This window comes from Mycobacterium sp. H4Y, from assembly GCF_000364405.1.
Taxonomy (GTDB): domain Bacteria; phylum Actinomycetota; class Actinomycetes; order Mycobacteriales; family Mycobacteriaceae; genus Mycobacterium; species Mycobacterium intracellulare.
This window is the reverse complement of the sequence record NZ_AKIG01000001.1, coordinates 1,108,391-1,131,568: the sequence shown is the minus strand read 5'-3', so window position 1 is coordinate 1,131,568 and position 23,178 is coordinate 1,108,391. Positions and strand designations below refer to the sequence as shown.

Annotated in this window: 16 protein-coding genes; 9 read left to right on the top strand and 7 right to left on the bottom strand. The window is 67.9% G+C overall.

The window, feature by feature from the left end:
- Positions 1-5: 5 nt before the first annotated feature.
- Both W7U_RS05095 and W7U_RS05090 read right to left on the bottom strand, forming a co-directional pair.
- Positions 6-776, bottom strand: coding sequence for an alpha/beta fold hydrolase (locus W7U_RS05095; protein WP_008255555.1), 771 nt, complete (start codon positions 774-776; stop codon positions 6-8).
- Between the two features lie 8 nt (positions 777-784).
- Positions 785-4,288: a non-ribosomal peptide synthetase gene (locus W7U_RS05090; protein ID WP_036428742.1), complete on the bottom strand. Its 3,504-nt coding sequence runs from the start codon at positions 4,286-4,288 to the stop codon at positions 785-787.
- A 95-nt stretch (positions 4,289-4,383) separates the two neighbouring features.
- Between W7U_RS05090 and W7U_RS05085 the strand changes: the two genes are divergently transcribed.
- Positions 4,384-6,027 (top strand): AMP-binding protein, encoded by a 1,644-nt coding sequence (locus W7U_RS05085; RefSeq protein ID WP_008255551.1) that lies wholly within the window; start codon positions 4,384-4,386, stop codon positions 6,025-6,027.
- Between the two features lie 137 nt (positions 6,028-6,164).
- Here the strand turns inward: W7U_RS05085 and W7U_RS05080 are convergent, their stop codons facing one another.
- The 4 genes from W7U_RS05080 to W7U_RS05065 form a co-directional block, all read right to left on the bottom strand.
- Entirely contained in the window at positions 6,165-7,232 is a 1,068-nt protein-coding gene (locus tag W7U_RS05080; protein WP_008255549.1) for a 3-deoxy-7-phosphoheptulonate synthase, read from the bottom strand.
- Between the two features lie 350 nt (positions 7,233-7,582).
- Complete coding sequence (locus W7U_RS05075) at positions 7,583-8,200, bottom strand: TetR/AcrR family transcriptional regulator (protein WP_008255547.1); 618 nt, start codon at positions 8,198-8,200, stop codon at positions 7,583-7,585.
- A 95-nt stretch (positions 8,201-8,295) separates the two neighbouring features.
- Positions 8,296-9,042 (bottom strand): maleylpyruvate isomerase family mycothiol-dependent enzyme, encoded by a 747-nt coding sequence (locus W7U_RS05070; protein ID WP_008255544.1) that lies wholly within the window; start codon positions 9,040-9,042, stop codon positions 8,296-8,298.
- A gap of 129 nt (positions 9,043-9,171) precedes the next feature.
- On the bottom strand, positions 9,172-9,963 hold the full coding sequence (locus W7U_RS05065) for a hypothetical protein (protein ID WP_008255541.1): 792 nt from the start codon (positions 9,961-9,963) through the stop codon (positions 9,172-9,174).
- A 108-nt stretch (positions 9,964-10,071) separates the two neighbouring features.
- Here W7U_RS05065 and W7U_RS05060 point away from each other — a divergent pair, with 108 nt between their 5' ends.
- Complete coding sequence (locus tag W7U_RS05060) at positions 10,072-11,703, top strand: sulfite reductase flavoprotein subunit alpha (protein WP_008255539.1); 1,632 nt, start codon at positions 10,072-10,074, stop codon at positions 11,701-11,703.
- A 10-nt stretch (positions 11,704-11,713) separates the two neighbouring features.
- On the opposite strand, the gene W7U_RS05055 is transcribed toward W7U_RS05060, so the two are convergent.
- Positions 11,714-13,372: an NAD-dependent malic enzyme gene (locus W7U_RS05055; protein ID WP_008255538.1), complete on the bottom strand. Its 1,659-nt coding sequence runs from the start codon at positions 13,370-13,372 to the stop codon at positions 11,714-11,716.
- Between the two features lie 904 nt (positions 13,373-14,276).
- Here W7U_RS05055 and W7U_RS05050 point away from each other — a divergent pair.
- The 7 genes from W7U_RS05050 to W7U_RS05025 all read left to right on the top strand — a co-directional run bounded on the left by W7U_RS05050 (position 14,277) and on the right by W7U_RS05025 (position 23,137).
- Positions 14,277-15,668 (top strand): condensation domain-containing protein, encoded by a 1,392-nt coding sequence (locus tag W7U_RS05050; RefSeq protein WP_008255536.1) that lies wholly within the window; start codon positions 14,277-14,279, stop codon positions 15,666-15,668.
- Between the two features lie 33 nt (positions 15,669-15,701).
- Entirely contained in the window at positions 15,702-17,348 is a 1,647-nt protein-coding gene (locus W7U_RS05045) for an ABC transporter permease (protein WP_008255534.1), read from the top strand.
- Positions 17,348-18,694, top strand: coding sequence for a wax ester/triacylglycerol synthase domain-containing protein (locus tag W7U_RS05040; RefSeq protein ID WP_008255531.1), 1,347 nt, complete (start codon positions 17,348-17,350; stop codon positions 18,692-18,694). Before W7U_RS05045 ends, W7U_RS05040 begins: the two co-directional genes overlap by 1 nt.
- On the top strand, positions 18,691-19,941 hold the full coding sequence (locus W7U_RS05035; protein ID WP_008255529.1) for a hypothetical protein: 1,251 nt from the start codon (positions 18,691-18,693) through the stop codon (positions 19,939-19,941). Before W7U_RS05040 ends, W7U_RS05035 begins: the two co-directional genes overlap by 4 nt.
- 196 nt (positions 19,942-20,137) lie before the next feature.
- The gene (locus tag W7U_RS25255) at positions 20,138-20,467 is read left to right on the top strand and encodes a hypothetical protein (protein WP_074021617.1); all 330 of its coding nucleotides are present in this window, start codon (positions 20,138-20,140) and stop codon (positions 20,465-20,467) included.
- Positions 20,468-20,822: 355 nt separating this feature from the next.
- Positions 20,823-22,214, top strand: a complete 1,392-nt coding sequence (locus W7U_RS05030; protein ID WP_036428736.1) for a PPE family protein — start codon at positions 20,823-20,825, stop codon at positions 22,212-22,214.
- Positions 22,215-22,651: 437 nt separating this feature from the next.
- Positions 22,652-23,137, top strand: coding sequence for a hemerythrin domain-containing protein (locus tag W7U_RS05025; RefSeq protein ID WP_008255526.1), 486 nt, complete (start codon positions 22,652-22,654; stop codon positions 23,135-23,137).
- Positions 23,138-23,178: the final 41 nt, after the last annotated feature.

The window sequence follows — 23,178 nt, the reverse complement described above, 5'->3', positions numbered from 1 at the left end:
CGGTATCACCCGGCATTCACCTGCGCGGCGACCGCGTCGACATGGTCGTAGACGTAGAAGTGCCCGCCCTCATACAGCGACACGGCGAAGGATCCCGCGGTGTGTTTTTCCCACTGGCGCAGCACACCGGTCCCGATGCGGTGGTCGTCATGGCCACCCAACACGTGGATGTCGGCGCCGATGCGGACGTCGGGGCTCGGGTCGTAGCGGTTGAAGGCCTCGTAGTCGGCGCGCACCGCGGTGGTCAGTAGTTCCGAGAACTCTTCGTCGGCAAGCAGTTCCGGGTCGGTGCCGCCCAAATCGGCGATGTCCGCCAGCAGCCCGTCGTCGCTGGTCGGCAGTTCGGGCATGTCGGCGACGACGCACGGCGGCGGACCCGCCGATACCCAGAGTTTGCGGACGGCCGCACCGTGCGTCTCGGCGACGCGGGCGAATTCGAAGGCGACGACGGCACCCATGCTGTGGCCGAACAACGTCAGCGGTGCGACGCTGGGCCATGGTGCGGCCTGGAAGAGGCCGGCGGCCAGGTCGTGCACGCTTTCGTGTGCGGGCTCGCTGAGGCGGTCGGCCCGCTGTGGATACTGCACGACGTAGGTGTCGCCACCGGCGGCCAGCGCCGCCGCCAGCACCCGATAGCTCGCGGCGGCCGCACCGGCATGCGGGAATACCACCGTGGCGCCCGCACGGCGGTCCGCCGACCCGTCGTTGCGGCCCCGGGTCAGCTTGATCCAGGACGGGAACGTGGAAGACACGGTGATCAGATTATTCAATGTCATTGCACCGTTTACGATTTCGCGGGTTGCTGAGAGGCCGCCAGAACCGATTCGGCGTCCATGCCGATAACCTCCAGATATAGCTCGGCGACCTGGTCAAGCCGGCCGGGGTCGCGCTCACCGGCCCCGAGGACCGCGGCCAGCGCCGACACGGTTCGGTTCGCGAAGATGTCGGCGACCATGATGTCCGGCGCGTCCAGCCAGGCCCGAATTCGCGCCACCGCCTGTGTGGCCAGCACCGAGTCACCGCCGAGGGCGAAGAAGTCGTCGTCGATACCGATGTTCTGCCGGCCGAGCAGGTCGCCCACGATCATGGCGAGCGCGGATTGAAGTGGCGTCGACGGCGCGCGGTGGCCGGGCCGCTGCGATTGCGAAACGGCGCTTTCCAATTCGCGCGCCACGGCGCGCCGGTCGAGCTTTCCGGCATCGGTGAAACCGATCCGCTCCACGACCGTGATGTGGCGCGGAATCATGTGCGCGGGAACGAGGTCGGCGAGAGCCTGCCGGATTCCCTCGGCGGTCACGGAGGCATCGTCAGCGCACACCTGCGCGGCCAGCACATCGGATTCGCCGGACACGGCGATCAACGCGGCCACCGCCGTGCGCACCCCCGGCACGCGCCGCAACGCGGTCTCGACCTCGCCGAGCTCGACGCGGTACCCGCTGATCTTGACGCGGTGGTCGGCTCGGCCGACGAATTCGAGGGTGCCGTCGGGCCAGTAGCGGACCAGATCGCCGGTGCGATACCAGATTCGGCCGTCGTGTTCGACGAAGCGTTCGGCGGTGAGATCGGGGCGTCCGCGGTAGCCGCGCGCGATGCCGCGGCCGGACACCCAGTACTCGCCGGGCACCCAGTCGGGACAGTCGGCGCCGGTGTCGTCGACGACGCGGCAGGCGTTGTTGGGCAGCGGGACGCCGAACGGCAGCGCCGTCCAGTCGTCGGGTATCGGCTCGGTCACCTCGAAAATGCTGTTGTGCACCGGGGTTTCGGTAGCTCCCCCGAGGCCGGCGAACCGGAGGTTGGGGGCTTCGGCCCGCAGCCGGCGCACCACCTCGGGGCGCACCCAGTCGCCTCCGGTGGGCACCACCCGCACCGAGGACAGCCGCCCGCGGCCGACCTCGACCAGCATCTCGAGCCAGCCGGGCATGAAATGCAGCACGGTGACCTGGTGGGCGTCGATGAGCCGGGCCCAGGCGTCGGGATCACGTCGCTGGGCTTCGTCGACCACGACGATGGAGCCGCCGGTGCGCAGGGTGACGAACACGTCCATGACCGAGATGTCGCCCTCGAGGGTCGATAGGGCCAGGCATCGATCCGCGGGGCCGATGTCGAAGTGGCGGCCGATGAATTCCACGGTGTTCATCGCCGCGTCGTGGGTGACCTCGACGCCTTTGGGTTCGCCGGTGGAGCCGGAGGTGAACAACACGTAGGCGAGCGCGGCGGGATCGACTCTCGCTGAAGTGATCTCGGTGCTCGCGGGCGCGCCGCCGAGGATGTCGGCGAGCACCACCTCGGGCACCGGCATGGACAGGCGTTGTCCTCCGCACACCACGGCCAGGCTCACCCCGCCGGACTCGAGGATGCGCTCGGCGCGATCGCGTGGCTGGTCGACGCCGATCGGCAGATAGACGGCACCGACGGACAGGATGCCCAGCAGCGCGGGAATCTGCTCGGCGGTTTTGGGGCCCATCACCGCGATGGTGTCCCCGGCGGTGACGCCGGCCGCACGCAGCGCGGCCGCCACGGCCAGCGCCTGGTCGCGTAGCTGCGCGTAGCTGAGGTCACCGGAACTGGCGAAGACCGCCGGCGCATCGGGTCGCTGCTCGGCTTGCCGAAAGAACCCGTCGTGCAAGGCTTCTCCGCTCGGTTCGGCGGTGCGGCCGTTGGCCGCCTCGCGCACCGCGCGCTGAGCCTCGGGCAGTGCCGGGGGGCCCGGCGCCTCCCAGGCTTCGTCGGCGGAGGCCAGCCGGAGCAGCTCGTCGATGTGATGCGCGAACATCGCGTCGATGACGCCGGCAGGGAAGACGCCTTCGCGCACATCCCAATTCACCAGGACGCCGCCGTCGAATTCGGTGACTTGCGCGTCCAGCAGCACCTGCGGCCCCTGGGAGATGATCCATCCCGGTGTGCCGAATTGGCCGGTCACGTCGGAGCTGAACAGCTCGCCGAGTCCGAGCGCGCTGGTGAAGACGACGGGCGCGAGCACCTGGGTGCCGCGATGACGGCTGAGGTCACGAAGGACCGACAGACCGGGATAGGCCGAATGGGCGGCGGCGGTGCGCATCGCGTCCTGCACCACCTGGGCCCGTGCCGCCGCGGTGTTCGCGCGGGTGAGGTCGACGTCGAGCAGCAGCGAGGAGGTGAAGTCGCCGACCAAGGAGTCGACGTCCGGGTGCAGCGCCTGGCGCCCGAACAGCGGAACGTTCAGCAGGAAGCGCGAGGTGGTCGACCAGCGCGCCAGGGTGTTGGCGAACCCCGCGGCCAGCGCCATCGCCGGGGTGAACCCGCGGGCCTGGGCGCGCGCGAAGAGCGCATCGCGGGTGTGCGGGTCCAGCCAGTGCCAGCGCCGGGTGCTTTGGTTCTCGGCGCGGCCCGCGGTGGTCGGCAGGGCGGGCGGGTCTGGCAGCTCGGGAAGGCGCTGCGCCCACCAGGCGCGGTCCGCGTCGCGGGCCGGTTGCGGCCGCGCGTCCTCGGCCTCGATGGCCTGGCGGTACTGCCGGTAGCTGTAGTGCAGTTCGGGCAGGTCGCGTCCGAGGTAGAGCGCCGCCAGGTCGGCCATCAGGGTGCGATAGCTCATCGCGTCGGCGGCCTGCATGTCCAGGTCGACGTGCAGCCGCGACCGTTCGGCCGGCAGCAGCGTCACCGCGAGCTCGAACACCGCGCCGTCGAGCTGCTGGTGTGATTTGGCGGCGCGGATGGCGGCGAGCCGCCGGTCGGCCTCGCCGATGCTCCGCTCGCGCAGGTCCTCGACGTGGACCGGGAAGGGGCCGAACTCGTCGGCCGGGGCGATGCGCTGGGTGCCGTCGGGCAGGAACCGCACCCGCAGCATCGGATGGCGCCGTGCCAGCGCGGTCGCCGCGGCGCGCAGGCGTTCCGGATCGATTCCTCCGCCGTCGAATTCGACGTAGAGGTGTCCCGCGACGCCGCCGAGCTGCTGGTTTTCCTGGCGGCCGACCCACATCGCGTGCTGCATCGGGGCCAGCGCAAAGGGCTCGTCCTCCCCGGACCGCGCAGCGTCCGCGGGCGCATCGGCGGGCTCGGCCGGCCGATCAGCGCTCGGCCTGCCGGCGTTGACCAGTTCCGCCCAGGCCTCGACCGTCGGCGTTTCGGCGAGCGTGGCGAAGTCGACGGCGATGCCCTGGCGGCGCCAGCGCCCGGCCAGGGTCATGATCCGGATCGAGTCCAGGCCCTGACCGATGAGGTTGCTACACGGCTGAACTGCATCGACGTCGACGCCGAGGAGTTCGGCCACCTCCGCCCGGATGTCCTCCGAGCGTGCCGGGGCGTGCACCACAGACCCTCCCTGGATTAGCACAGGCTGCCCTAATTTTTTGGTTACCCTATCCTTACTCCGTGCATCCCCGCTACTAAGCCCCCGTCTAAGGAGCCATGACCCCGAACACAACGCCGCCGGCCGGAGTCCTCGACGGGTTCGTGCCCTTCCCCGCTGATCGCGCCGCCGCCTATCGGGCGGCCGGCTATTGGGCGGGACGGACGCTGGACACGATCCTGACCGACGCGGCTCGGCAATGGCCCGATCGAACCGCGGTGCGCGACGCCGTGGGCGGTACCCGCTTCAGTTATGCGGACCTCGACGACCAGGCTAACCGCGCCTCCGGCGGGCTGCGGGCACTGGGTATCGCGCCGGGCGACCGGGTGCTGCTGCAGTTGCCGAACAGCTGCCAGTTCGCGGTGGCCTTGTTCGGGTTGCTGCGGGCGGGCGCGATCCCAGTGATGTGCCTGCCGGGACATCGGGCGGCCGAACTCGGGCATTTCGCGGCGGTCAGCGGCGCCACCGGGTTGGTGATCCCTGATACGGCAGCCGGTTTCGACTATCGAACGATGGCGCTCGGGCTCGTCGAAGAACACCCGACGCTGCGGCACGTCCTCGTCGACGGCGACCCGGGGCCCTTTACCTCGTGGGCGCAACAGCGCGAGCAGGCGCCCGCCGCCCCGCCGCCCTCGCCCCGCGACCCGGGATCGCCTGCGCTGCTTCTGGTTTCGGGCGGGACCACGGGCACACCCAAGCTCATCCCCCGCACCCACGACGATTACGTGTTCAACGCGACGGCCAGCGCCGAACTCTGCCGGCTCACCTGCGATGACGTCTATCTGGCGGTGCTGTCGGCCGGCCACAATTTTCCCCTCGCCTGTCCCGGCCTGCTCGGCGCGATGACGGTGGGCGCCACCACCGTCTTCGGCACCGATCCCAGCCCCGAGGCGGCCTTCGCCGCCATCGACCGCCATGGCGTCACGGTCACCGCCCTGGTGCCGGCCCTGGCCAAACTGTGGGCGCAGGCCTGCGAGTGGGAAACGGTGACTCCAAAAACCTTGCGGCTCTTACAAGTCGGTGGCGCCAAGCTGGAGTCCGAGGACGCCCGCCTGGTGCGCACCGCCTTGACGCCGGGCCTGCAGCAGGTGTTCGGGATGGCCGAGGGGCTGCTGAACTACACGCGCCCCGACGATCCGCCCGAAGTCACCGAGCACACGCAGGGCCGGCCGTTGTCCGCCGCCGACGAACTGCGCGTCGTCAATGCGGCGGGCGAGCCCGTGCCCCCCGGCGAGGAAGGCGAATTGCTGGTCCGCGGACCCTACACGTTCAACGGCTACTTTCGCGCCCAGCGCGACAACGAGCGCTGCTTTGACGCGCAAGGCTTCTTCCGCAGCGGTGATCTCGTCCGGATCACCGACGACGGCTACGTCGTGGTCACCGGCCGCGTCAAAGACGTCATCTGCCGCGGCGGCGAAACCATCTCCGCGGCGGACCTCGAGGAGCAGATGCACAGCCACCCGGCGATCTTCTCGGCGGCCGCGGTGGCGCTCCCCGACCCTTATCTGGGCGAGAAGATCTGTGCGGCAATCGTTTTCGACGGCCCTGAGCTATCGCTCGCGGAGCTTAACGGCTACCTCGACGGGCGTGGCGTGGCCGCGCACGCGCGTCCCGACGTCTTGGTTCCGATGACCACGCTGCCCACCACGCCGATCGGCAAGATCGACAAAAAGGCGATCGCCGGCCAGATTTCGGCGCGCTAGCACCACGCCGTGCGTATGGTAGCCACGATCACTAGTTGGTTTGCAAGGGCGCTGGGTTCACCGAGTGTGTGGACGAAATGAACCAAATCCGTACCTAGGCCCCACACTCGGCGCGGCCCTGTCCGCCTCAGGGCCACCTACCCGCGATCACCCATCGCCGCGTAAAGCTTCGCCAGCAATTCCGCCGTGGTCGCGAAGTCCATGCAGGCGTCGGTGACGGATTGGCCGTATGTCAGTTCGCCGCTGAGCGATTGGGCGCCGGCCACCAAAAAGCTCTCCAGCATCAGGCCGGCGATGCCGCGCTCGCCCGCCGCGATGCGCGCGGTCACCTCGGCGGCGACCTCGGCCTGTCGCACGTGGTCTTTGGCGGAGTTGGCGTGTGAGCAGTCGATCATGACCAGCTCGGAAAGCCCGACCCCGCGCAGCCGTTCGATGGACGTGACCACCGAGGCCGCATCGTAATTCGGGCCGGCGGTACCGCCCCGCAGGATCACGTGGCAGTCGGGATTGCCCATGGTCTCGACGACGGCCGCGCGGCCCACGTCGTCGGTTCCGAAGAAATGGTGGGGCGCCGCCGCGGCTTTGACGCCGTCGATGGCGACTTGGATGTTGCCATCGGTGCCGTTCTTGAATCCGATCGGCATCGACAGCCCCGATGCCAACTGGCGGTGCACCTGCGACTCGGTGGTCCGCGCGCCGATGGCGCCCCAGGCGACGGCGTCGGCGATGTACTGCGGGCTGGTGGGCTCCAAGAATTCGCAGCCCACCGGGAGGCCGACGTCGATGATGTCGAGCAGCAACCCTCGTGCGGTGCGGATCCCCCGTTCCACGTCGAAGCTGCCGTCCATGGCGGGGTCGTTGATGAGCCCCTTCCACCCGACGGTGGTGCGCGGCTTTTCGAAGTAGACCCGCATTACGATCTTCAGCCGTTCGGCGTACCGGGTCGCAAGCGGGGCGAGCCGGCGTGCGTAGTCGAGCGCGGCGGCCGGATCGTGCACCGAGCAGGGGCCGACGACGATGAGCAGGCGGTCGTCGTGGCCGGCCAGGATTGCCGACACCTCGTCGCGGTCGCGCTGGACGGCCTCGGCGCGCGCGGGTGTCAGTGGCAGTTCGGTGCGAATCGCGGCCGGAGCCGAGAGTTCTCGGAACGAGACGATCCGATGGTCGGACGTGTCGACAGCTGTGGTGACGTCGGTGAGGGACATGGTGGGTGTGTCTTTCTGTGTTGGCTGCCAGGGCACGCCCGCTGGTTCCCGATGCCCTGAAAAGCGAAAAGCAGCGACCGTGTGGTCACTGCTGGGCTCCGGGTCTCAGTCGTGCGGGTGCGTCAACCAGACGCCTCATCGCCGGCTCCGCCCGGAGCCTCGATAAAGCGCCAATACGCGCGCACGCCGATGTTCACGTGGGCGAACATACCATGTGGGGCCGGGCCCGCTGACAGCCGTCGCTCCACGTGAAGCCGGTTGATAGGCCCGCGGTCACGCGCGGCCGCCAAACATTCGTTCGGGGAACTCGTTTTCCTGGTCGTCTACGACCCGCCGCACGTGGCGACAGACTAGCCAATCGCGTTGGTGCGCAACGCGCTAAGGAGTCTGTCCATCACCACGCCGGCGTCCGCCCGCGCCTGGTGGTAATCGTCCGCACGTGCGATGTAGAGCGTTGCTTCGCGCAGCGCCCCCATGATGGTCAGGGCCGTCGCCTCGATCGGCTGGCGCGGGATGCTGCCCGACTCAATGGCCTCGGTCAGCAGCCCCGTGACGAATCCGATGTTGTACCGGTGCCCGATGGCGCTCCAGCGTTCCCATCCCAGCACCGCCAGCGCCTCGAGCAAAACGATGCGTTGAATCTCGGGATCGGCGCACGCGTCCAACCACAGGGCGGCGCACAGCCGCATGATCTCGACGGGATCGCCGTGCCCCGCCGCCGCGACGGCGTCTCCCATTCGGGCGGCCATCTCCCCCTCCACCTGCTCGAACACCGCCGCGAACAGCTCTGTCTTGTCGGCGAAATGGTGATACAGGGCGCCGCGGGTCACCCCCGCGTTGCGAACGATCGTTTCCAGGGATGCGTCGGCAAACCCCAACGACGCAAACAACGGCCGGGCGGCAGCGACCAGCGCTTCACGCGTGCCGGCCGCGCGCTCTGCCTGTGTGCGACGACCGCCCGTCGCCATCAATCCCCGCCTCTCACGTGTGCATTCTCATACATACCGCGCGGAGGTCGTGGGATGTCCCGCCCGACGGCGTAGCGTCGAGGTCCGCGGTGGACTCAAAACACCCTGAGCCGACGAATCACGTTCAGAGTCGATGGATCCCCCTCGGCTTGAACGCCCAAGCTTTCCCAGGTACCGCGCTGGGTAACCCACCGCACGAAAGCTTGCGAATCAGACGTGATGTGCGTGGCGACATCGTCGTGGTCGCCGATGCGGAGGATCCGAGGGCACAGGCCGTCGAGGCGAAGCTCCACGCCTGTCTGTAACTCGTTGAGCAGACTCGTGTTCTGCTGCGGCAGGGCCGCTTCGATCCAGTCGAGGGTGGGCGCGAGCCGTAGCTGGTCGACGGGCGGCGGTGCACCTTGCAGCGGCCCATCCGGAGGAAAAAGGTCGTACCGGATGTGGACGAAGGCTTCGAAGACGAAGGTTGTCGGCACGACCGACGCCGGATAGGTGCCGACATCGCCTATCGGAATGTCGACGTCCTGACCTTCGACGGCGGCGAGCACCTCTAGACCCCGCGCGCTCACCGATTCGTAGTCGGCCACGACCTCTTGGGGGGTCATCGAGCGTCGCGACTCGACATAGATGTCCGCCGCGCGCTCGGCCGGCAAATCGCCGGGATCGGGCAGGGCCGATGGGTCGACCGCCAACCAGAAGCTGCACGCCATATGGGACACGAGATCTTGCACCGACCAACCCGAACATCCACTGTCCTTGGCCCACATCGAATCCGGCATCTGCGAGCAAAGCTGCAAAACGGTCCTACGTTCTTCCGCTATGGCCTCGAGCACGGCACTCATGATCCCACCTCCACATACATACAGTATGTATTAACATACACACGGTATGTATGTGGTTCAAGTGGAACATCGAAGTTGGTATCGACCGCCAAAAACGCCACCCCCCGGCGTTTGTCGGGGCCACCCGTGTCAGATTGAGCCGGCGTGTGCGGCGACCAAAGGCGCTGTCGCGCGGCGTGATCGGCGTACCGGCAGCCCGAATCCGACCATCGCATCGAGGATGGCCTGGCTTCGGCGGGTGATCACATGGTCGTCCACGGGCGCCGGGCGCGGGATCTGAGCGGCCACCCCGACGATCGCCGACCCCACGATGTGCCACATCGCCGTGACCGCGACGGCGCCGTTGCTGATTGCGTGCACGGAGTCGAACAGCCGCGACAGGCTTCGGTGGCAGCGATGCGCCACCCAAATCGCCAGTGCCGCTTCGTTCGGCAGCGTGAGCACGCCCTCTCGGCGCGGGCGCCGCCCGAAGGCATCGCCACTGCGCGCGGCCGCGCAGGGATCGTCGGGCAGCACGCGCAGCGTGGGGTCCACCACGGCGGCCCAATCAATTGCACCGTCGCGATCGCGGTGCAGCCAGAGATTTTCCAGGCCGGCGTCCCAGGCTCTTCCTTCCAGCAGCACCAGCGGCAGCATCCGGCCGATAATCTCGTGGATGAGGCTGGCCACCAGTTGCCGCGCGGCGGCGTGGCGACCGATGTTTTTCGCGGCATCGTCGAACATCGCCTGCAGCAACGTGTCGGTCCGCTGTGAATCGAGAGGCCACCAGCGCTGTCGCGAGACATCGTCGAGCACGGCGATGCCATACACCAAGGGACACCCGGGAAAAAGTGCGCGCAGGCGACGGCTGGACTCATGCACCGGAAGCTCCCGGCGGATGTCCATCCCCGATATCAGCGGATGGTGAATCGCGGTGCGCATGTGAGCAACCTCCCGTGTCAGTTAGGTTAGGCTACCCTATGCTAGCCCTGGGTCGGGCGGCGCTCCCGCCCGGTCAGCGACACAGGTCCGCGCACAGAGGAAGCGACCATGACCGCCCAACCGAAGTTTTCACTGATCGTGGGCTACGGCACCGACATGGGTAACGCCGAAGACGCGGCCGTGTCGTTCGCCGAGGCCGTCCAGGAAGCCATGGGCATCGAATCGGAAGCGGTGGAACTCAACCAGGTCGAAATCGCCGACCTGCAATCGGCGAGCCATTTCATCGTGGTCACCTCGACGTTCGGCGACGGCGAGTTCCCCGACAGCGCCGCGTTGTTCTGGGAGGCGATCAGCGCCGAAAGCGCCGGCCGGCTCGACCATTTGAAGTTCGCCGTGCTGGCGCTCGGCGACAGCAGTTACGAACTGTTCTGCAATGCCGGCCGGCTCCTCGACGAGCGCCTGGAAGCGCTGGGAGCGGTCAGGCTGACCGCGCGTGTCGATGTAGACGGCGCCTACCAGCAACTCGCGACGGCGTGGACGGGCGACCTGGTCAAGCTGCTGGCCGCCGACCGCGCTCATGCGGGACCGCGTGTCGCGACGGTTGCCAAGGAGGCAACGGCCGCTCCTCCCCCGCCGGGCCGGGATCACCATCAGCGTTTTGAGGCACCGATAGTCGTGAACCGGCTGCTCAGCGCGCCGGGTTCGGAGAAGGAGGTTCGTCACTACGAGTTGGACCTCACCGGCGCCGGAATCGCCTACAGCGCCGGCGATTCGATCGCGGTGCATGTCGCCAACGACCCCGACTTGGTCGACGCAGTGCTCGCCGAACTCGATGCGGGCCCCGACCATGCGGTGGCCGGCTACGACGAGCCGCTCGGCGTCCTGCTGGCCCACCACCTGGATATTCGGGCTCCGTCGCGGGCGCTGCGGGCGCTGGTGGCATCCCGCGCCGGGGATGCCGACGCGGTCGCCGCCCTCGCCGGTGACGGAACCGCGAAGCCCGGCACGTGGTTGTACGGCAGGGACGTGCTCGACCTGATCAGGCTGGGCGAGCTCAGTGTGGACGAACTCGTGGACGCCTTGCGTCCCTTGCAATTCCGTGACTATTCGATCGCGTCGAGCCCGGTGGTCCATCCCGATCGCGCGCATTTGACGGTCGCGACGGTGCGGTACACCGCCCGTGGGCGCCGGTATGGCGGGGTGGCCTCGACCTTCCTGGCCGACCGCAGCGAGACGGCACGCGTGCACCTGCGACCGAATCACTCCTTCCGCCTGCCCGGCGCTGACGTCCCGATCATCATGGTCGGTCCGGGGACCGGCATTGCGCCGTTCCGCGGCTTTCTGCAGGAACGGCAGGCGACCGGGGCGCCGGGCCGGGCGTGGCTGTTCTTCGGCGCGCGGAATCGGGCGCTGGACTTCCTCTACGCCGACGAACTGCACGGCTTCCGGGAATCGGGCGTGCTCACGCGACTCGACCTGGCGTTCTCCCGCGACGGAAACGAGGATGCCACGAAACAGTATGTGCAGCACCGCATGTGGGAGAACGCCGCGGAAATCTTCGGCTGGCTCGAAGAGGGTGCGCACGTGTATGTGTGTGGCGACGCCGAGCGAATGGCCAAGGACGTCGACGAGGCGTTGCGAGCGCTGGTGGCCCACGCCGGCGCGATGGAGGCCGAGGCCGCCCACGCCTATGTCAACGAGCTGATCAAGAATCACCGGTACGTGCGCGACGTCTACTGACGGCCGGTGTTCACTGACTCGCGGCGGTGGGATATTCCGGGCGCCAACGCACCTCGGCGATACGGTCGGCGAGCTCCGCGTCGCTGCGCGTCGGGGCGACGCCGTCCACCACGGCCTGCATGGCGACCGCGTGCGCGATGCGGACGGCGACATCGGGCACGTCCGACCACGCGGGCAGCAACGGCCGGTCGGGGTCCGTGAGGGCGGGCGACGCCTCGCCCAACGTCTCCGCGGCGACGCGCATCATCTCGTCGGTGACCCGGGTCGCCTGGGCCGCCGTGACGGCCAAACCCATCGCGGGGAAAATATAGACGTTATTGCATTGGGCGACAGGGCGTTCCAGCCCGTCGCGGCGCAGCGGCGCGAACGGCGATCCGGTGGCGATCAGGGCGCGCCCGTCGGTCCACCGATCCAACTCCGCCGGGTGCGCCTCGGCCCGGCTCGTCGGGTTGGACAGCGGGAAGATGATCGGTCGGTCGGTCTTGCCCGCGAGTTCCCGCACGATCGCTTCGGTGAACGCGCCCGCGGCGGTGGACAAGCCGAGCAGCACGCCGACGTCGACACGGTGGACGACATCGGCGAGCCGGGCGCGCCCGGACACGCCCCAGCCCGCCACCCGCGCGGCCGGCTGAGCAAACCCGCGCTGCGCGGCGGACAGATCGGTGCGGTCATCGGTGAGCAGCCCTTCCACGTCGACGACCCAGATGCGCTCCGAGGCAGCGCCTTCGGACAATCCCTCGTTCACCATTTGGCGGCGAATCATGTCGAGCACACCGATGCCGGCCGAGCCGGCGCCGAGCATGACAACCTGTTGCTGCGACAGGGGGCGTCCCGCGACCTTGGCGGCACCGTGCAGCGCCCCAACGGTGACGGCGGCGGTCCCCTGGATGTCGTCATTGAAGGTAAGGAGTTCGTCGCGGTAGCGAGCGAGGATCGGCTGCGCATGTGTGGACGCGAAGTCCTCCCACTGCAGCAGCACATGGGGTAGCTGCCTGCGTACGGCGGCGACGAACTTGTCGATGAACGCGTAGTAATCGTCGTCGTCGACGCGTCGGTGCCGCCATCCCAGGTACCGAGGGTCATCAAGCAGTTCGCTGTTGTCGGTTCCGACATCGAGCACGATCGGCAGTGTGCGAGCGGGGTCGATGCCGCCAATGAGGGTGTAAAGGGACAGCTTTCCGATCGGGATGCCCATGCCGCCGATGCCCTGATCGCCCAGGCCGAGGATCCGCTGCCCGTCGGTCACCACGATCACGTCGACCTCGCGCTGGGGCCGATTGTTGAGCACCTCGTCCAGGCAGTCCCCCTCGGCGTAGGACACGAACAATCCCCGCGGCCGGCGGTAGATCTCGCTGAAACGCTGGCAGGCCTCCCCCACCGTGGGCGTGTAGACGATCGGCAGAGCCTCGGGGATGTGGTCGAGCAAAACCCGGTAGAACAACGTCTCGTTGCGGTCCTGCAACGCCCGCAGATAGATGTGTTTGTCGAGATCGTCGCGGCGCGTGGAGAATTCGTGCCAGCAGTGCTCGGCCTGTTGCTCGAGGGTCTTGACGGTCGTCGGCAGCAGACCCATCAGGCCCAATCGCCGTCGCTCGTCCTCGGTGAAGGCGGTGCCCTTGGTGGTCAGGGCATCGAACAACCTGGCCGGCCCCCGGAGCTCATCGGGCATCGTCAACGTCCCTTCTGTACGAATCTCGCGGGAGGGGAACGAGGGAGTGTCCGAACCATCATCGATGATCCCCGGCTGTTTGTCTGCGCGTAACCCGGCGTCAAAGCCGTCAAAGTGTCAGTGCGCTGCCAAAACGACCTGGGCCTGGGCTCGTCGAATGCCTTGAGGGGCATAGAGGAACGATGCGTTCTCAGATGTGAGGAAGCCCGCGGCGCCCCCTATTGACCGGATTCCCGGTTGGCCGCAGTTTGCTGCCGGAGTCGGGAATCGGCCCGAATCCCATGCGAGGCTTCGCATCAACGGGAGCATGTGATGCAGCGCCGGGGAACTTATGCGGATCGTGTGATTGTTTGCCCGACTCACCGGTGCAAGAAAGGTTTTGCTGACACTATTCCAATACGGCCATACATCACGATATGGTAACCGAAGCGCCGTTTCGGCAGGCCCAGCATCGTCTCGGGTGGCCATGCCGAGACAGCGCCGCTCTGTGGGTGGGAATCGACAGATTGGGTCATCGCGTCGAGAGAAATGCTTGTTCGGCCAACGGTTGTGTTAACCGCGCGATCTAATTCGGCTCCCTGTCTTTGACTACCTCACACGGGCACACCATGGGTTGTCAGAAGTTCCTGAGAGATTGCTCGGGCCCGAGAGGGGAATTCTATGATTGCGCCGCGGGTGCGCCGGCGAGTCATGACTTTGCGCCGCTTGACAACATGCGGGTCGCCAACTCACATCACGGTGAACTTATTCCCTCGCGCGCATTGGTCGACGCATCCGGCGGTGCGGCGATCGGGAGGCCCGCGTAACGGGGCTCCTCGGGTCCTCAACTTGTTCAGCAACTCATGCGCTGTGCCATTAAGGTCATCCGAACTGGCGTCACCAGCTGACGGACGAAAGGTAGCGCATGTTCTTGGGAACGGTTGAGGACTGGACGGCCGAGGGCACCGTCGTATCCTGGTACCCCACCGCGACCACCTACCGGCGTGTTGCCGAAGCGCAATACCATCCGGCGCCGGTGAGTTATCAGCAGTCGCAGCATCTTCGATACTACCGACGCCAGGTCAGCCGGGGTCGTGATATCCCACGGTTGTGCATTGGGGCCTGGGAAATCAGCGGTGTCTGTGATATCGATGCGATGACCTACGCCGTGAATGCGCACCTGCGGCGGCACGACACCTACCACGACCGGTTCGCCTTCGGTGACGACGACGAGGTCCTTCGCTACGTCATTGCCGAGCCGGAGGTCATCACTTTGGCGCCAACGGATCTCGGAAAGATGGGACCACCGCAGATCCGCAAACTCCTGCTCGACACGCCCGATCCCCTGCAATGGGACTGCTTCACCTTCGGCGTCATCCAGGGTGATGACCGGTTCACGGTCCTGATCGCCGTCGACCACCTGCGCGCCGACGGTATGTCGGCCGGGGTGATCTTCCTCGACATCCAGACGATGTACTTCAGCGCGTTGCAGCAGGCACAGTGTCCGCTGGCACCCGCCGCCAGCCATCGCGAATACAGCGCGAATCAGCATGCGTACACCAGGGGCCTGACCGAAGAGTCACCCGAGATCCGTTCGTGGCGAGCCTTTCTCGCGGCGAACAACGGGGCGCTGCCGAAATTTCCGCTGGAACTTGGCGAGGCGGCCGCCGATACCCCGGGGGCCATCGACGTGTTCGACCTGATCGATGACGACCAGGGACGGCGGTTCGAAGCGGCGTGCCGCGCCGCGGGCGCGCGTTTCAGCGGTGGCGTGTTCGCCTGCGCCGCCCTGACCGAGCACCGGTTGACGGGCGCCGCAACGTATTTCGGCCTCACCCCGTTCGACAACCGGCGGGATCCCGCCCACGCCACCGCGGTCGGATGGTTGGCCAGTTTTGTCCCGTTGGCAATTCCGACCGCAGGCGCTTCGTTCGACGAGGTCGTCAGCGCCGCCCAGGCATCGTTCGATGCAAACACGGCGCTGGGTGCCGTGCCGTACTACCACTTGCTCGAGTCGCCGGACGGATCGTCGGACCCCATCGAGGTTCCGGACCGTCCGGTCCCGATGCTGTCGTACATCGATATTCGCAAGTTGCCGTTCGGCGACTACTTCGACGGTCTGCGTGCCGGGGTGTGGGGCGATAACAGGCTGTCGGAGACGGTGTGCATGTGGGTCAATCGCATGCACGACAAAACGCAGCTGGTGGTCGCTTACCCCGGCACCGACGTCGCGCGTAGGTCGGTCTCCCGCTACGTCGAGACGATGCGCGCCGAGTTCACCCGGGTGGCCGACGCCGGGCTGAACACCGATGCGTGACGCGGAATTGTCTCCGCCGACCGAGGTCTCGGCATGAGTGCCTTGGCGGCACTCACCTTGCGCACACTTTCCGGCTCTCGGCGCGATGCCGACCTGCTGTTCGCGGCGCTGGCGCCCGTGGGCTGCTTCCTGGGATTCACCTTGGTGTTGGGCAGCCTGATCCATCCCGGCTCGATGACCTATCCGCAATATGTCCTGCCGGTGGTCATCGTGCAGGCGATGCTGTTCGGGGCGATGACGACCGCCGACCGTGCCGCACGAGACCGGCTCTCCGGCTTCGGGTCTCGTCTCAAGACTTTGCCGGTTCCCGCGGCGGTGCCGCTGGCCGCGCGGATGCTCTATTGCTTGATACGCTCGGTCGTCGCGCTCGTCGCCGCTGTCGCCGTCGGGTGGTCGTTCGGCTTCCGGATGGCCGGCGGTCCGGGCGACACGGGCCTGTTCGTGATCATCGTCGTGGCGTTCGCGATGGCGGTGTGCCTCGGCGCCGACGCCCTCGGCTCGCGGGTCGGCTCCGTCGAATCGTCGAGCCAATTGCTGCTGCTGCCCCAGCTGGTGCTGGTCCTGTTGTCCACGGGTATCGCTCCCGCGGAGTCGTTTCCGGCATGGCTGGGCCCGTTCGTCCGACACCAGCCGGTCTCCCGGGTCACCGACACGTTGCGCGGGCTCGCCGCCGGTCACGCAACGGGTAGGGACCTGGCGGTGGCATCGGCGTGGTGCCTGGGGCTGCTGGCGTTGTTCGGCGTTTTGGCGGTGCGGATGCAGCGACGCGTCGGCGGCGGACGCCCCCGCGCGCCCCGCACGGTCCGGATCCCGTCTCAGGGCGCTCGACAGGCGCGGGATGCGTCCGCGCAGCCGTCGCGGGGGGCAGTGGCTACCCATGCGACGCAACGGGTTTCGTATGCGCCGTCACTGACGGCCTTTCTCAGTCACAGCGCTTCGGAGGCCGGCCGGCTCCTGCGCCGCTGGCGGCGCGACCCGATCGTCGCGGTGCAGGCCCTGCTGTTCCCGGCCTTCCTCCTCATCGTCTACAAATTGCTGATCGGCAAAGCCGTTCTGGCCGTCACCGGACACGACAGCCTGTACGGGCTGGTTCCCATGTGTGCGGTGGTGGGCGCCGTGTTCGGAACCCTTGGCGCCGGTTTGGCTTTGCCGGCGGAACGAGAGTCGGGCGTACTGACGAGGTTGTGGGTGCAGCCGGTGCATCGGGCCAGCACGGTGGCGGGCCGGCTGGTCGCCGAGGCCGCCCGCACCACCGCGTCCGCCGTTGTGCTCACCATCTTCGGTGTCGCCCTGGGGCTGCGATTCAGCTACGGCTGGATCGCGGCGCTGGCCTTTGTGCTGGTACCCGTGGCGATTTCGGCCGGGATGGCGACGTTGGTGATCGCGATCGCCGCCCGCGCGGACGGCAAAGCCATGGTGACCTGGCTGGGTGCGGGATGCGTGCTGCTGCTGTTCCTCAACACCGGTGTCGCGCCCGCCGGGGTCTTTCCGGGCTGGCTGCAACCGGTGGTCCGTTTTTCGCCCATATCAGCGACGATCGAGGCGATGCGCGCGCTCGCAGAGGGCGGGCCGGTGCTCTCGCCGCTGTGGCAAGCCGCCCTGTGGGCCGGCGTCCTGGTCGCGGTGTTCGCGCCGGTGGCGGTGCGCGGATATCGCGCCCCGGCCGAGGCGGGGTGCTAGTGACGAGGCTGGCACTGTTGGACCAGGCCGCGTTTCTGCGGCTGCGCGCCACCGGTCAAGGCAGCACGGTGCAATGCACATGGGTCTATGACCGCGCCGTCGATATCGACGAATTGCGGTCCTTCAGAGACAGTCTCGGTGCCGGTCTGCTCGGGCGCCGGATCGAGCGTTCGCCGCTGCCGTTCGGGCGCCACCGCTGGGTGGCCGACAGCCGCTCACCGGACATCGCGTGCGAACCGCCGCGCCCCCGGAGCGAGATCGGCGCGTGGATCGAAAGACGCGCGCGGGTGCGCGTCGACCCCGAGCACGGCCCGACATTTCACCTCGGCGTGCTGCCGTTGGACGACGGTGGGGCGGCGGTCACCCTGGTGGCGTCACACTGCGTAGTCGACGGCCTCGCGATGGCAGCGGCCATCACCGAAGCGGTCAAGGGAGAGCCACGCAATCGCGGCTACCCACAGCCGAATTCGCGTGGCCGGTGGCGCGCGATTCGTGAGGACCTGTCCCACGCCGTTCTCAGCCTGCCGGCGGCCGTCCGGGCGCTGATCGCGACGCTGGCGATACTGGTCAAGGCCGCGGCGGATCGACAGGCGCAGCCGCAAACGCGCGCGCCTCGGGCGTCCGGCCCAATGGGCCAGCGCCAGAACGGATTCGGGTCGGTGACGATCCAAACCGACGCCGCGGCATGGGAGGCACGTGCGCGCAGCCTCGGCGGGAGCAGCAACACGCTGTGCGTCGCGTTCGCCGCTCGCCTGGCGCACCGGATGGGCAGGGTGCTCCCCGGCGAAAACTCCGTGACGGTGGTGCTTCCGGTCAGCGATCGCACCGCCGATGACGACCGCGCCAACGCGCTGACCTCGATCACGCTCACCGTCGACGCCCACACCGTGGCCGGCGACTTGAGCGGCGTGCGTGCGGATGTCAAAGAGCTGTTGGCGTCTTTGGCTCGCCAACCCAACGAGATGCTCGCCGGATTGCCACTCATTCCGTTCACGCCACGATGGCTGGTCCGTCGCGCCGAGGGCATCGCCATGTCGGCCGGCCAGCTGCCGGTGGGCTGCTCCAACCTCGGCAGCCTCGATGCCGCCGTCGGCCGCATCGACGGTGCGGACGCCACCGAGTTCTCGATGCGGCTGGCCGAGCAGGGCATCACCCGGTCGCGCATCGAGCAAACACACGGCCAATTGTTCTGCGGCACAGGAACGGTCAACGGCAGCCGATTTCTCACCATCGTCGGCTACCACAGCGGCGCCCACCCCATCACCGCGGCCACGAGCGAGCTCGCGTGCGACGCGCTGGCCGACCTGCATTTGTCCGCCACCACGGTCTATGGGGACGGGTCGTGACGGTGGACCTCGCCCTCGAGGCCGATCAACGCGCGCGTCGCCTTCACGTGGGTGTCGCCGTCGCGATCGCGGCGTGGGCGGCGGCCGTGCTGTGGTTCGCGATCAAGGTCGTTCCCCTCGACGTGTACTGGATGTCGTATTACACGGCCGACTACACGCATGGCTTCGTCCGCCGCGGGCTCGCCGGTGAACTGGTCCGGTTGGCCCCGAACCACTACTTCGCGGCCACGCTCGGTCTGCGGTGGCTGTCCACGCTGATCTATTTGGGCGGGCTGGTAACGGTCGCCGGTGTGGTGGTCTCGGGTCGCCATCGGTCTGAACGCAGACTGATGGTCGCGGCGGTGTTGCCGCTGTTGCCATTCGGTGTCCCGTTCGCGGCGTTCTCGGCTCGGCCGGACCTGTTCGGTGGGGCGGCCCTCGCGGCGTTCAGCTCGGCGTTGGCGCTCACACGATCCCGGCCCGTCGCGACTGTATGGTGCGCCGCCTACGGCGCCGTCATCGCCGCCTTGACGCTGGTGCACGAGGCGATAGGGCTGCAGTTCGCACTGGGGGCATTCCTGGCAATCGTCGTCCTCGGCGGGGCCCTGGAAACCACCTGGCGCCGTGGCATGCTCCTGGCCGTGCTGCCGGGAGTCCTCACCACGGCTGCCGTGGCGGCGTTCGGTCGCCACGACATCGCCCCTCAACTGTGCGCGGCGGTGCCACATCACCCGGTGCCCAACCCCTTTGCCACGGTCACATCGCCTGCGACGCTGATGCACTACGTGCTTGCGGGACAACCGAATCAAACCGATTACCACGACTGGGTGTGCCGCAATGTGATGCCGAACTACGCCAACGGAATCGCGGACGCCGTCCGAACCGTCGGCCACATCGGCGCGCTCGGCCTCACCGTCTCACTGCTCTTCGGCGCCGGTGCCGCCGCGGTGACGGTGTGGGGTCTCAGCGCCTTTTCGGGCGTCCCGCTGCGCGCGTTCGTCGACGCCTTGCGCGGGCGAACTCCCTGGGTGATCACCGGTCTGCTGCTGGTCATCCCGGTCTTTCTGACCGGCTTCGACTGGACCCGTTGGCTGACGATCGTAGCGCTCGACGTCGCGATCGTCTTCCTCCTTTTCGCGGCGCGCAGGCCCGAGATCGATCGGCGACCCACACCAAAGACGGTGCGGCTGTTCATCCTTCTCGTCATCGCGCTGGCGCTGATCCCGGTGGGCGCGGTTCCGGGTTTCGGCGGACCGCGGATGGTCTGACGGGGGCGCCCGATCGGGGTTTTGCTGGACGTGACGCGTTGCCTGTCGATGTATCGCGGCTGGTAGAGTGCATGGCACTGTGAATTTCGGAGTTGGACTGCTTTCACGGTGGCCGCGACGGCAACCCGCGTTGGCCATCGTTGCTGCGCTGGCACTCGTTGCAGCTGTACTCGGTTGCGGGGCTTTGCGAGCCGAAATGGCCGCCAACGCCTCGCCGCCGGAGGCGGCCGCCTCGTCGGCCAGCCCGCTTTCCAACCCCATGCACTCCGACCACGAGTCGGTTCCGGTACGTCGCCTCGGCGTCGGATCCACGGTGAACGACGACAAGGCGTTCAAGAGCGTCGCGTTAAAGCGTGATCGTGGAAGCACTTTCGCTCTTTCGACGCCTCGGCAATCCGGATCGTCGGCCCCACCCACCCTCGGCATAATTTGGTCCCAGCAGCGCGTCGATACGCCGGCACGCGCGCCGGCGTCCAGTCCCGCCGGGCACAATATTTTGATTCAGTTCTGCGTCGCCCGTTGCTGATCGGGCGCGTCACCTCGCCGGCGCGCAATACCCACCCGCGGCGGATCAGACGCTAGCCGCGATCAGCTCCGGTGCCCCCGGCATCTGCTGATCGGTCGTCGTCTGGGCCGTTCAGCAGACGTGTTGTGGCCATCACACACACCCCGGTGCTGCCGGGAAACAGGTGTGCCAATTCGCGCAATAGCGAGGTCAATCCAACGAACCCGGGTATGCGGGCTCACCAGGTCGCGTCGCGTGATGCGTTGGGGACTCGGGCTTTTCATCACCACATCGATTGCGTGACCGGATGTCGCGTGCGACCGCCGCGGCGTCAGCACGGTCCGCCCAGAGAACTGACAAGGGGACAGAGATAGGCATGGATTTTGGCGCGTTACCACCGGAGATCAACTCTGGTCGGATGTATTTGGGGCCCGGTCCCGCAAGTTTGCTGGCCGCCGCGGCGGGATGGGAGACGCTGGCGGCCGAGCTGACTGATGCCGCCGGCAGCTACCAAGCCGTGATCGCCGGCCTCACCGACGAGTCCTGGTCGGGGCCGGCATCGATGTCGATGGTGGCCGCGGTCATGCCCTACATCGCGTGGATGACGGCGACCGCCGAGCAATGCCAGCAGGCCGCCGGCCAGGCCACGGCCGCCGCGGCGGCCTTCGAAACCGCGTACGCGATGACGGTCCCCCCTCCGCTGGTCGCGGCCAATCGGATTCGGCTGCTGGCCCTGATCCAAACGAACATCTTTGGGCAGAACACGCCGGCGATCATGGCGACCGAAGCCGAGTACAGCGAAATGTGGGCGCAAGACGCGACCGCGATGTACGGCTACGCCGCCAGTTCGGCGTCGGCCTCGGCGCTTTCGCCCGTGGCGTCGCCGCCGCCCCAAACGGCGACTTCGACCGCCGTCGCCGGCCACATCGGCGCCGTCACCCACGCGGCGCTGCAATCCGGCAGCACCGCCCACGCGACGGCGACGCAGTGGGCCTCCTCTGTGCCGCAAACCCTGCAAGGCCTTTCGACACCCGGCTCGTCCTCAAGCACGGGGCTGTCGCAGGCGGCGATGGGCACGGGCGCTTCGCTGGGATCGTCGGGGGCCACCGCCCCGCTCAGCGCGCTGTCGGGTCTGACCAACGCCTCCGGCAAGGGCGCGACGAAGAGCGCGAGCACGGGCGCGGGCGCCGCGACGGGACTGGCCTCCACACTCGCCGCCGCGCCGGCGCTCGACGGCGGTACGGGCGCGCTGGCGGGAGAGGCGGCGGGTTTCGGCGCCGACGGCGCCGGCCTGATCGCCGACACCGGAGGAATCGGCATAGACCTCTACGGGCTCGATTTGGATTACCAGGGGCTCGGTTTGGACTACCAGGGGTTGGCACTGGACTACGCGGGCGCCGGTTCCATTTTGGGGGCCGAGGGCGCCGGCGGCGTGGAGGGCATCAGCGGTATGGGCGCCGCCGCGGGTCTGGGCAATCTCCCGCCGGTCGCGGGATTGGGTCACAGCGTTGCGGCGGGCGTGGGCCAAGCCAGCTCGCTGAGCACGTTGTCCGTGCCCCCGAGTTGGGCCGCCACCGTTTCGTCGGTCACGCCCCTGCAGGCCCTCCACTCCAGCGCCATGCCGGGCGGATGGGCCGCGGCGCCGTCCCCCGGCCCGACCGTGTCCAAGCTGCCGCTGGGCGGCATGGTCGGTCGCGAGTCCGAGGGTGCGGTTCAGCGCGTCGGTTTGCGTGTCTCGCTCATCCCGCATTCGCCAGTGGCCGGATGATGCAGCGCCCCCGTCCGCAGCCCGTCCCGGGAAGCGCAAGCTCGTCGAATCCGAAGGAAATCGCAATGGACACACCCACACCACACCGGTCTGCGCACCGGCCGCCGAACCGAAAACCTTTGGCGCTCCTGACAAACCTGTGCGCCGCGGTCATCGTGGCGCTCGGGGCATCGACGCCGATACACGCCGGCGCCGACCCGGATCCGGGTGACGACGGCCCCAATCCCTTTGGCGGCCTCAGCTGCAGCTGCGCACAGACCAGCCCTGCCGGCGCCCCCGCCCAGCGGCAGCAGCTCATCGGGGGCTTACAGCAGGGACTCGCTGTCGGGCAACGGGAGCCGAACCTTGCCTCGTCGCCGGCAAAGCCACCGGCTTGACCTGCCGCCTTCTAGGAACTGGCCTGCCCCGATCTGCACATTGACGTAGAGGAGCACGTGATGCCCGACCGGGTGCTATCCGCCGAACTCATGCGGCAACACCGCGAAATAGCTGCTGCCATAGAACTTTTCGTCGGAAAGCTCGACGGCGGCGACCGCCAACCCGAGCTGCTGAGGGCGACGATGGATGCGCTGCGCCGGCACATCTACCTGGAGGAGACCTTCCTGTTCCCGCCGATCCGCAAGGCGGGGATCATGATGCCCGTCTTCGTGATGATGCGTGAACACGGCGAGCTATGGCGGACGATGGAAGCCCTGACGCGACTGCTCGCCGACCGGACAGGCGGTCCACTGCTCGACGCCACCTGCAACCAGCTGCTGGACCAACTGCACGGGCACAACTTCAAAGAGGAGCCGGTGGTGTATCTGCACGCCGACTACGATTTGCCGGCGCCGACGAGCGCGCAGCTCACCCGGTTCGTCGTCACGGGCCGCATACCCGATGGATGGGTTTGCCAGCAGGCGGGCACGAAACGCGGTCGCTAGCCGGCTAACCGGGGTCATGCGCCCCGCATTCGGGCGTGATG

Coding starts and splice junctions, on each gene's coding strand:
- W7U_RS05045 (WP_008255534.1), top strand. CDS start 15,702: ATGAGTGCCTTGGCGGCACTCACCTTGCGCACACTTTCCGGCTCTCGG.
- W7U_RS05085 (WP_008255551.1), top strand. CDS start 4,384: ATGACCCCGAACACAACGCCGCCGGCCGGAGTCCTCGACGGGTTCGTG.
- W7U_RS05050 (WP_008255536.1), top strand. CDS start 14,277: ATGTTCTTGGGAACGGTTGAGGACTGGACGGCCGAGGGCACCGTCGTA.
- W7U_RS05095 (WP_008255555.1), bottom strand. CDS start 776: ATGACATTGAATAATCTGATCACCGTGTCTTCCACGTTCCCGTCCTGG.
- W7U_RS05065 (WP_008255541.1), bottom strand. CDS start 9,963: ATGCGCACCGCGATTCACCATCCGCTGATATCGGGGATGGACATCCGC.
- W7U_RS05030 (WP_036428736.1), top strand. CDS start 20,823: ATGGATTTTGGCGCGTTACCACCGGAGATCAACTCTGGTCGGATGTAT.
- W7U_RS05070 (WP_008255544.1), bottom strand. CDS start 9,042: ATGAGTGCCGTGCTCGAGGCCATAGCGGAAGAACGTAGGACCGTTTTG.
- W7U_RS25255 (WP_074021617.1), top strand. CDS start 20,138: ATGGCCGCCAACGCCTCGCCGCCGGAGGCGGCCGCCTCGTCGGCCAGC.
- W7U_RS05060 (WP_008255539.1), top strand. CDS start 10,072: ATGACCGCCCAACCGAAGTTTTCACTGATCGTGGGCTACGGCACCGAC.
- W7U_RS05055 (WP_008255538.1), bottom strand. CDS start 13,372: ATGCCCGATGAGCTCCGGGGGCCGGCCAGGTTGTTCGATGCCCTGACC.
- W7U_RS05025 (WP_008255526.1), top strand. CDS start 22,652: ATGCCCGACCGGGTGCTATCCGCCGAACTCATGCGGCAACACCGCGAA.
- W7U_RS05080 (WP_008255549.1), bottom strand. CDS start 7,232: ATGTCCCTCACCGACGTCACCACAGCTGTCGACACGTCCGACCATCGG.
- W7U_RS05075 (WP_008255547.1), bottom strand. CDS start 8,200: ATGGCGACGGGCGGTCGTCGCACACAGGCAGAGCGCGCGGCCGGCACG.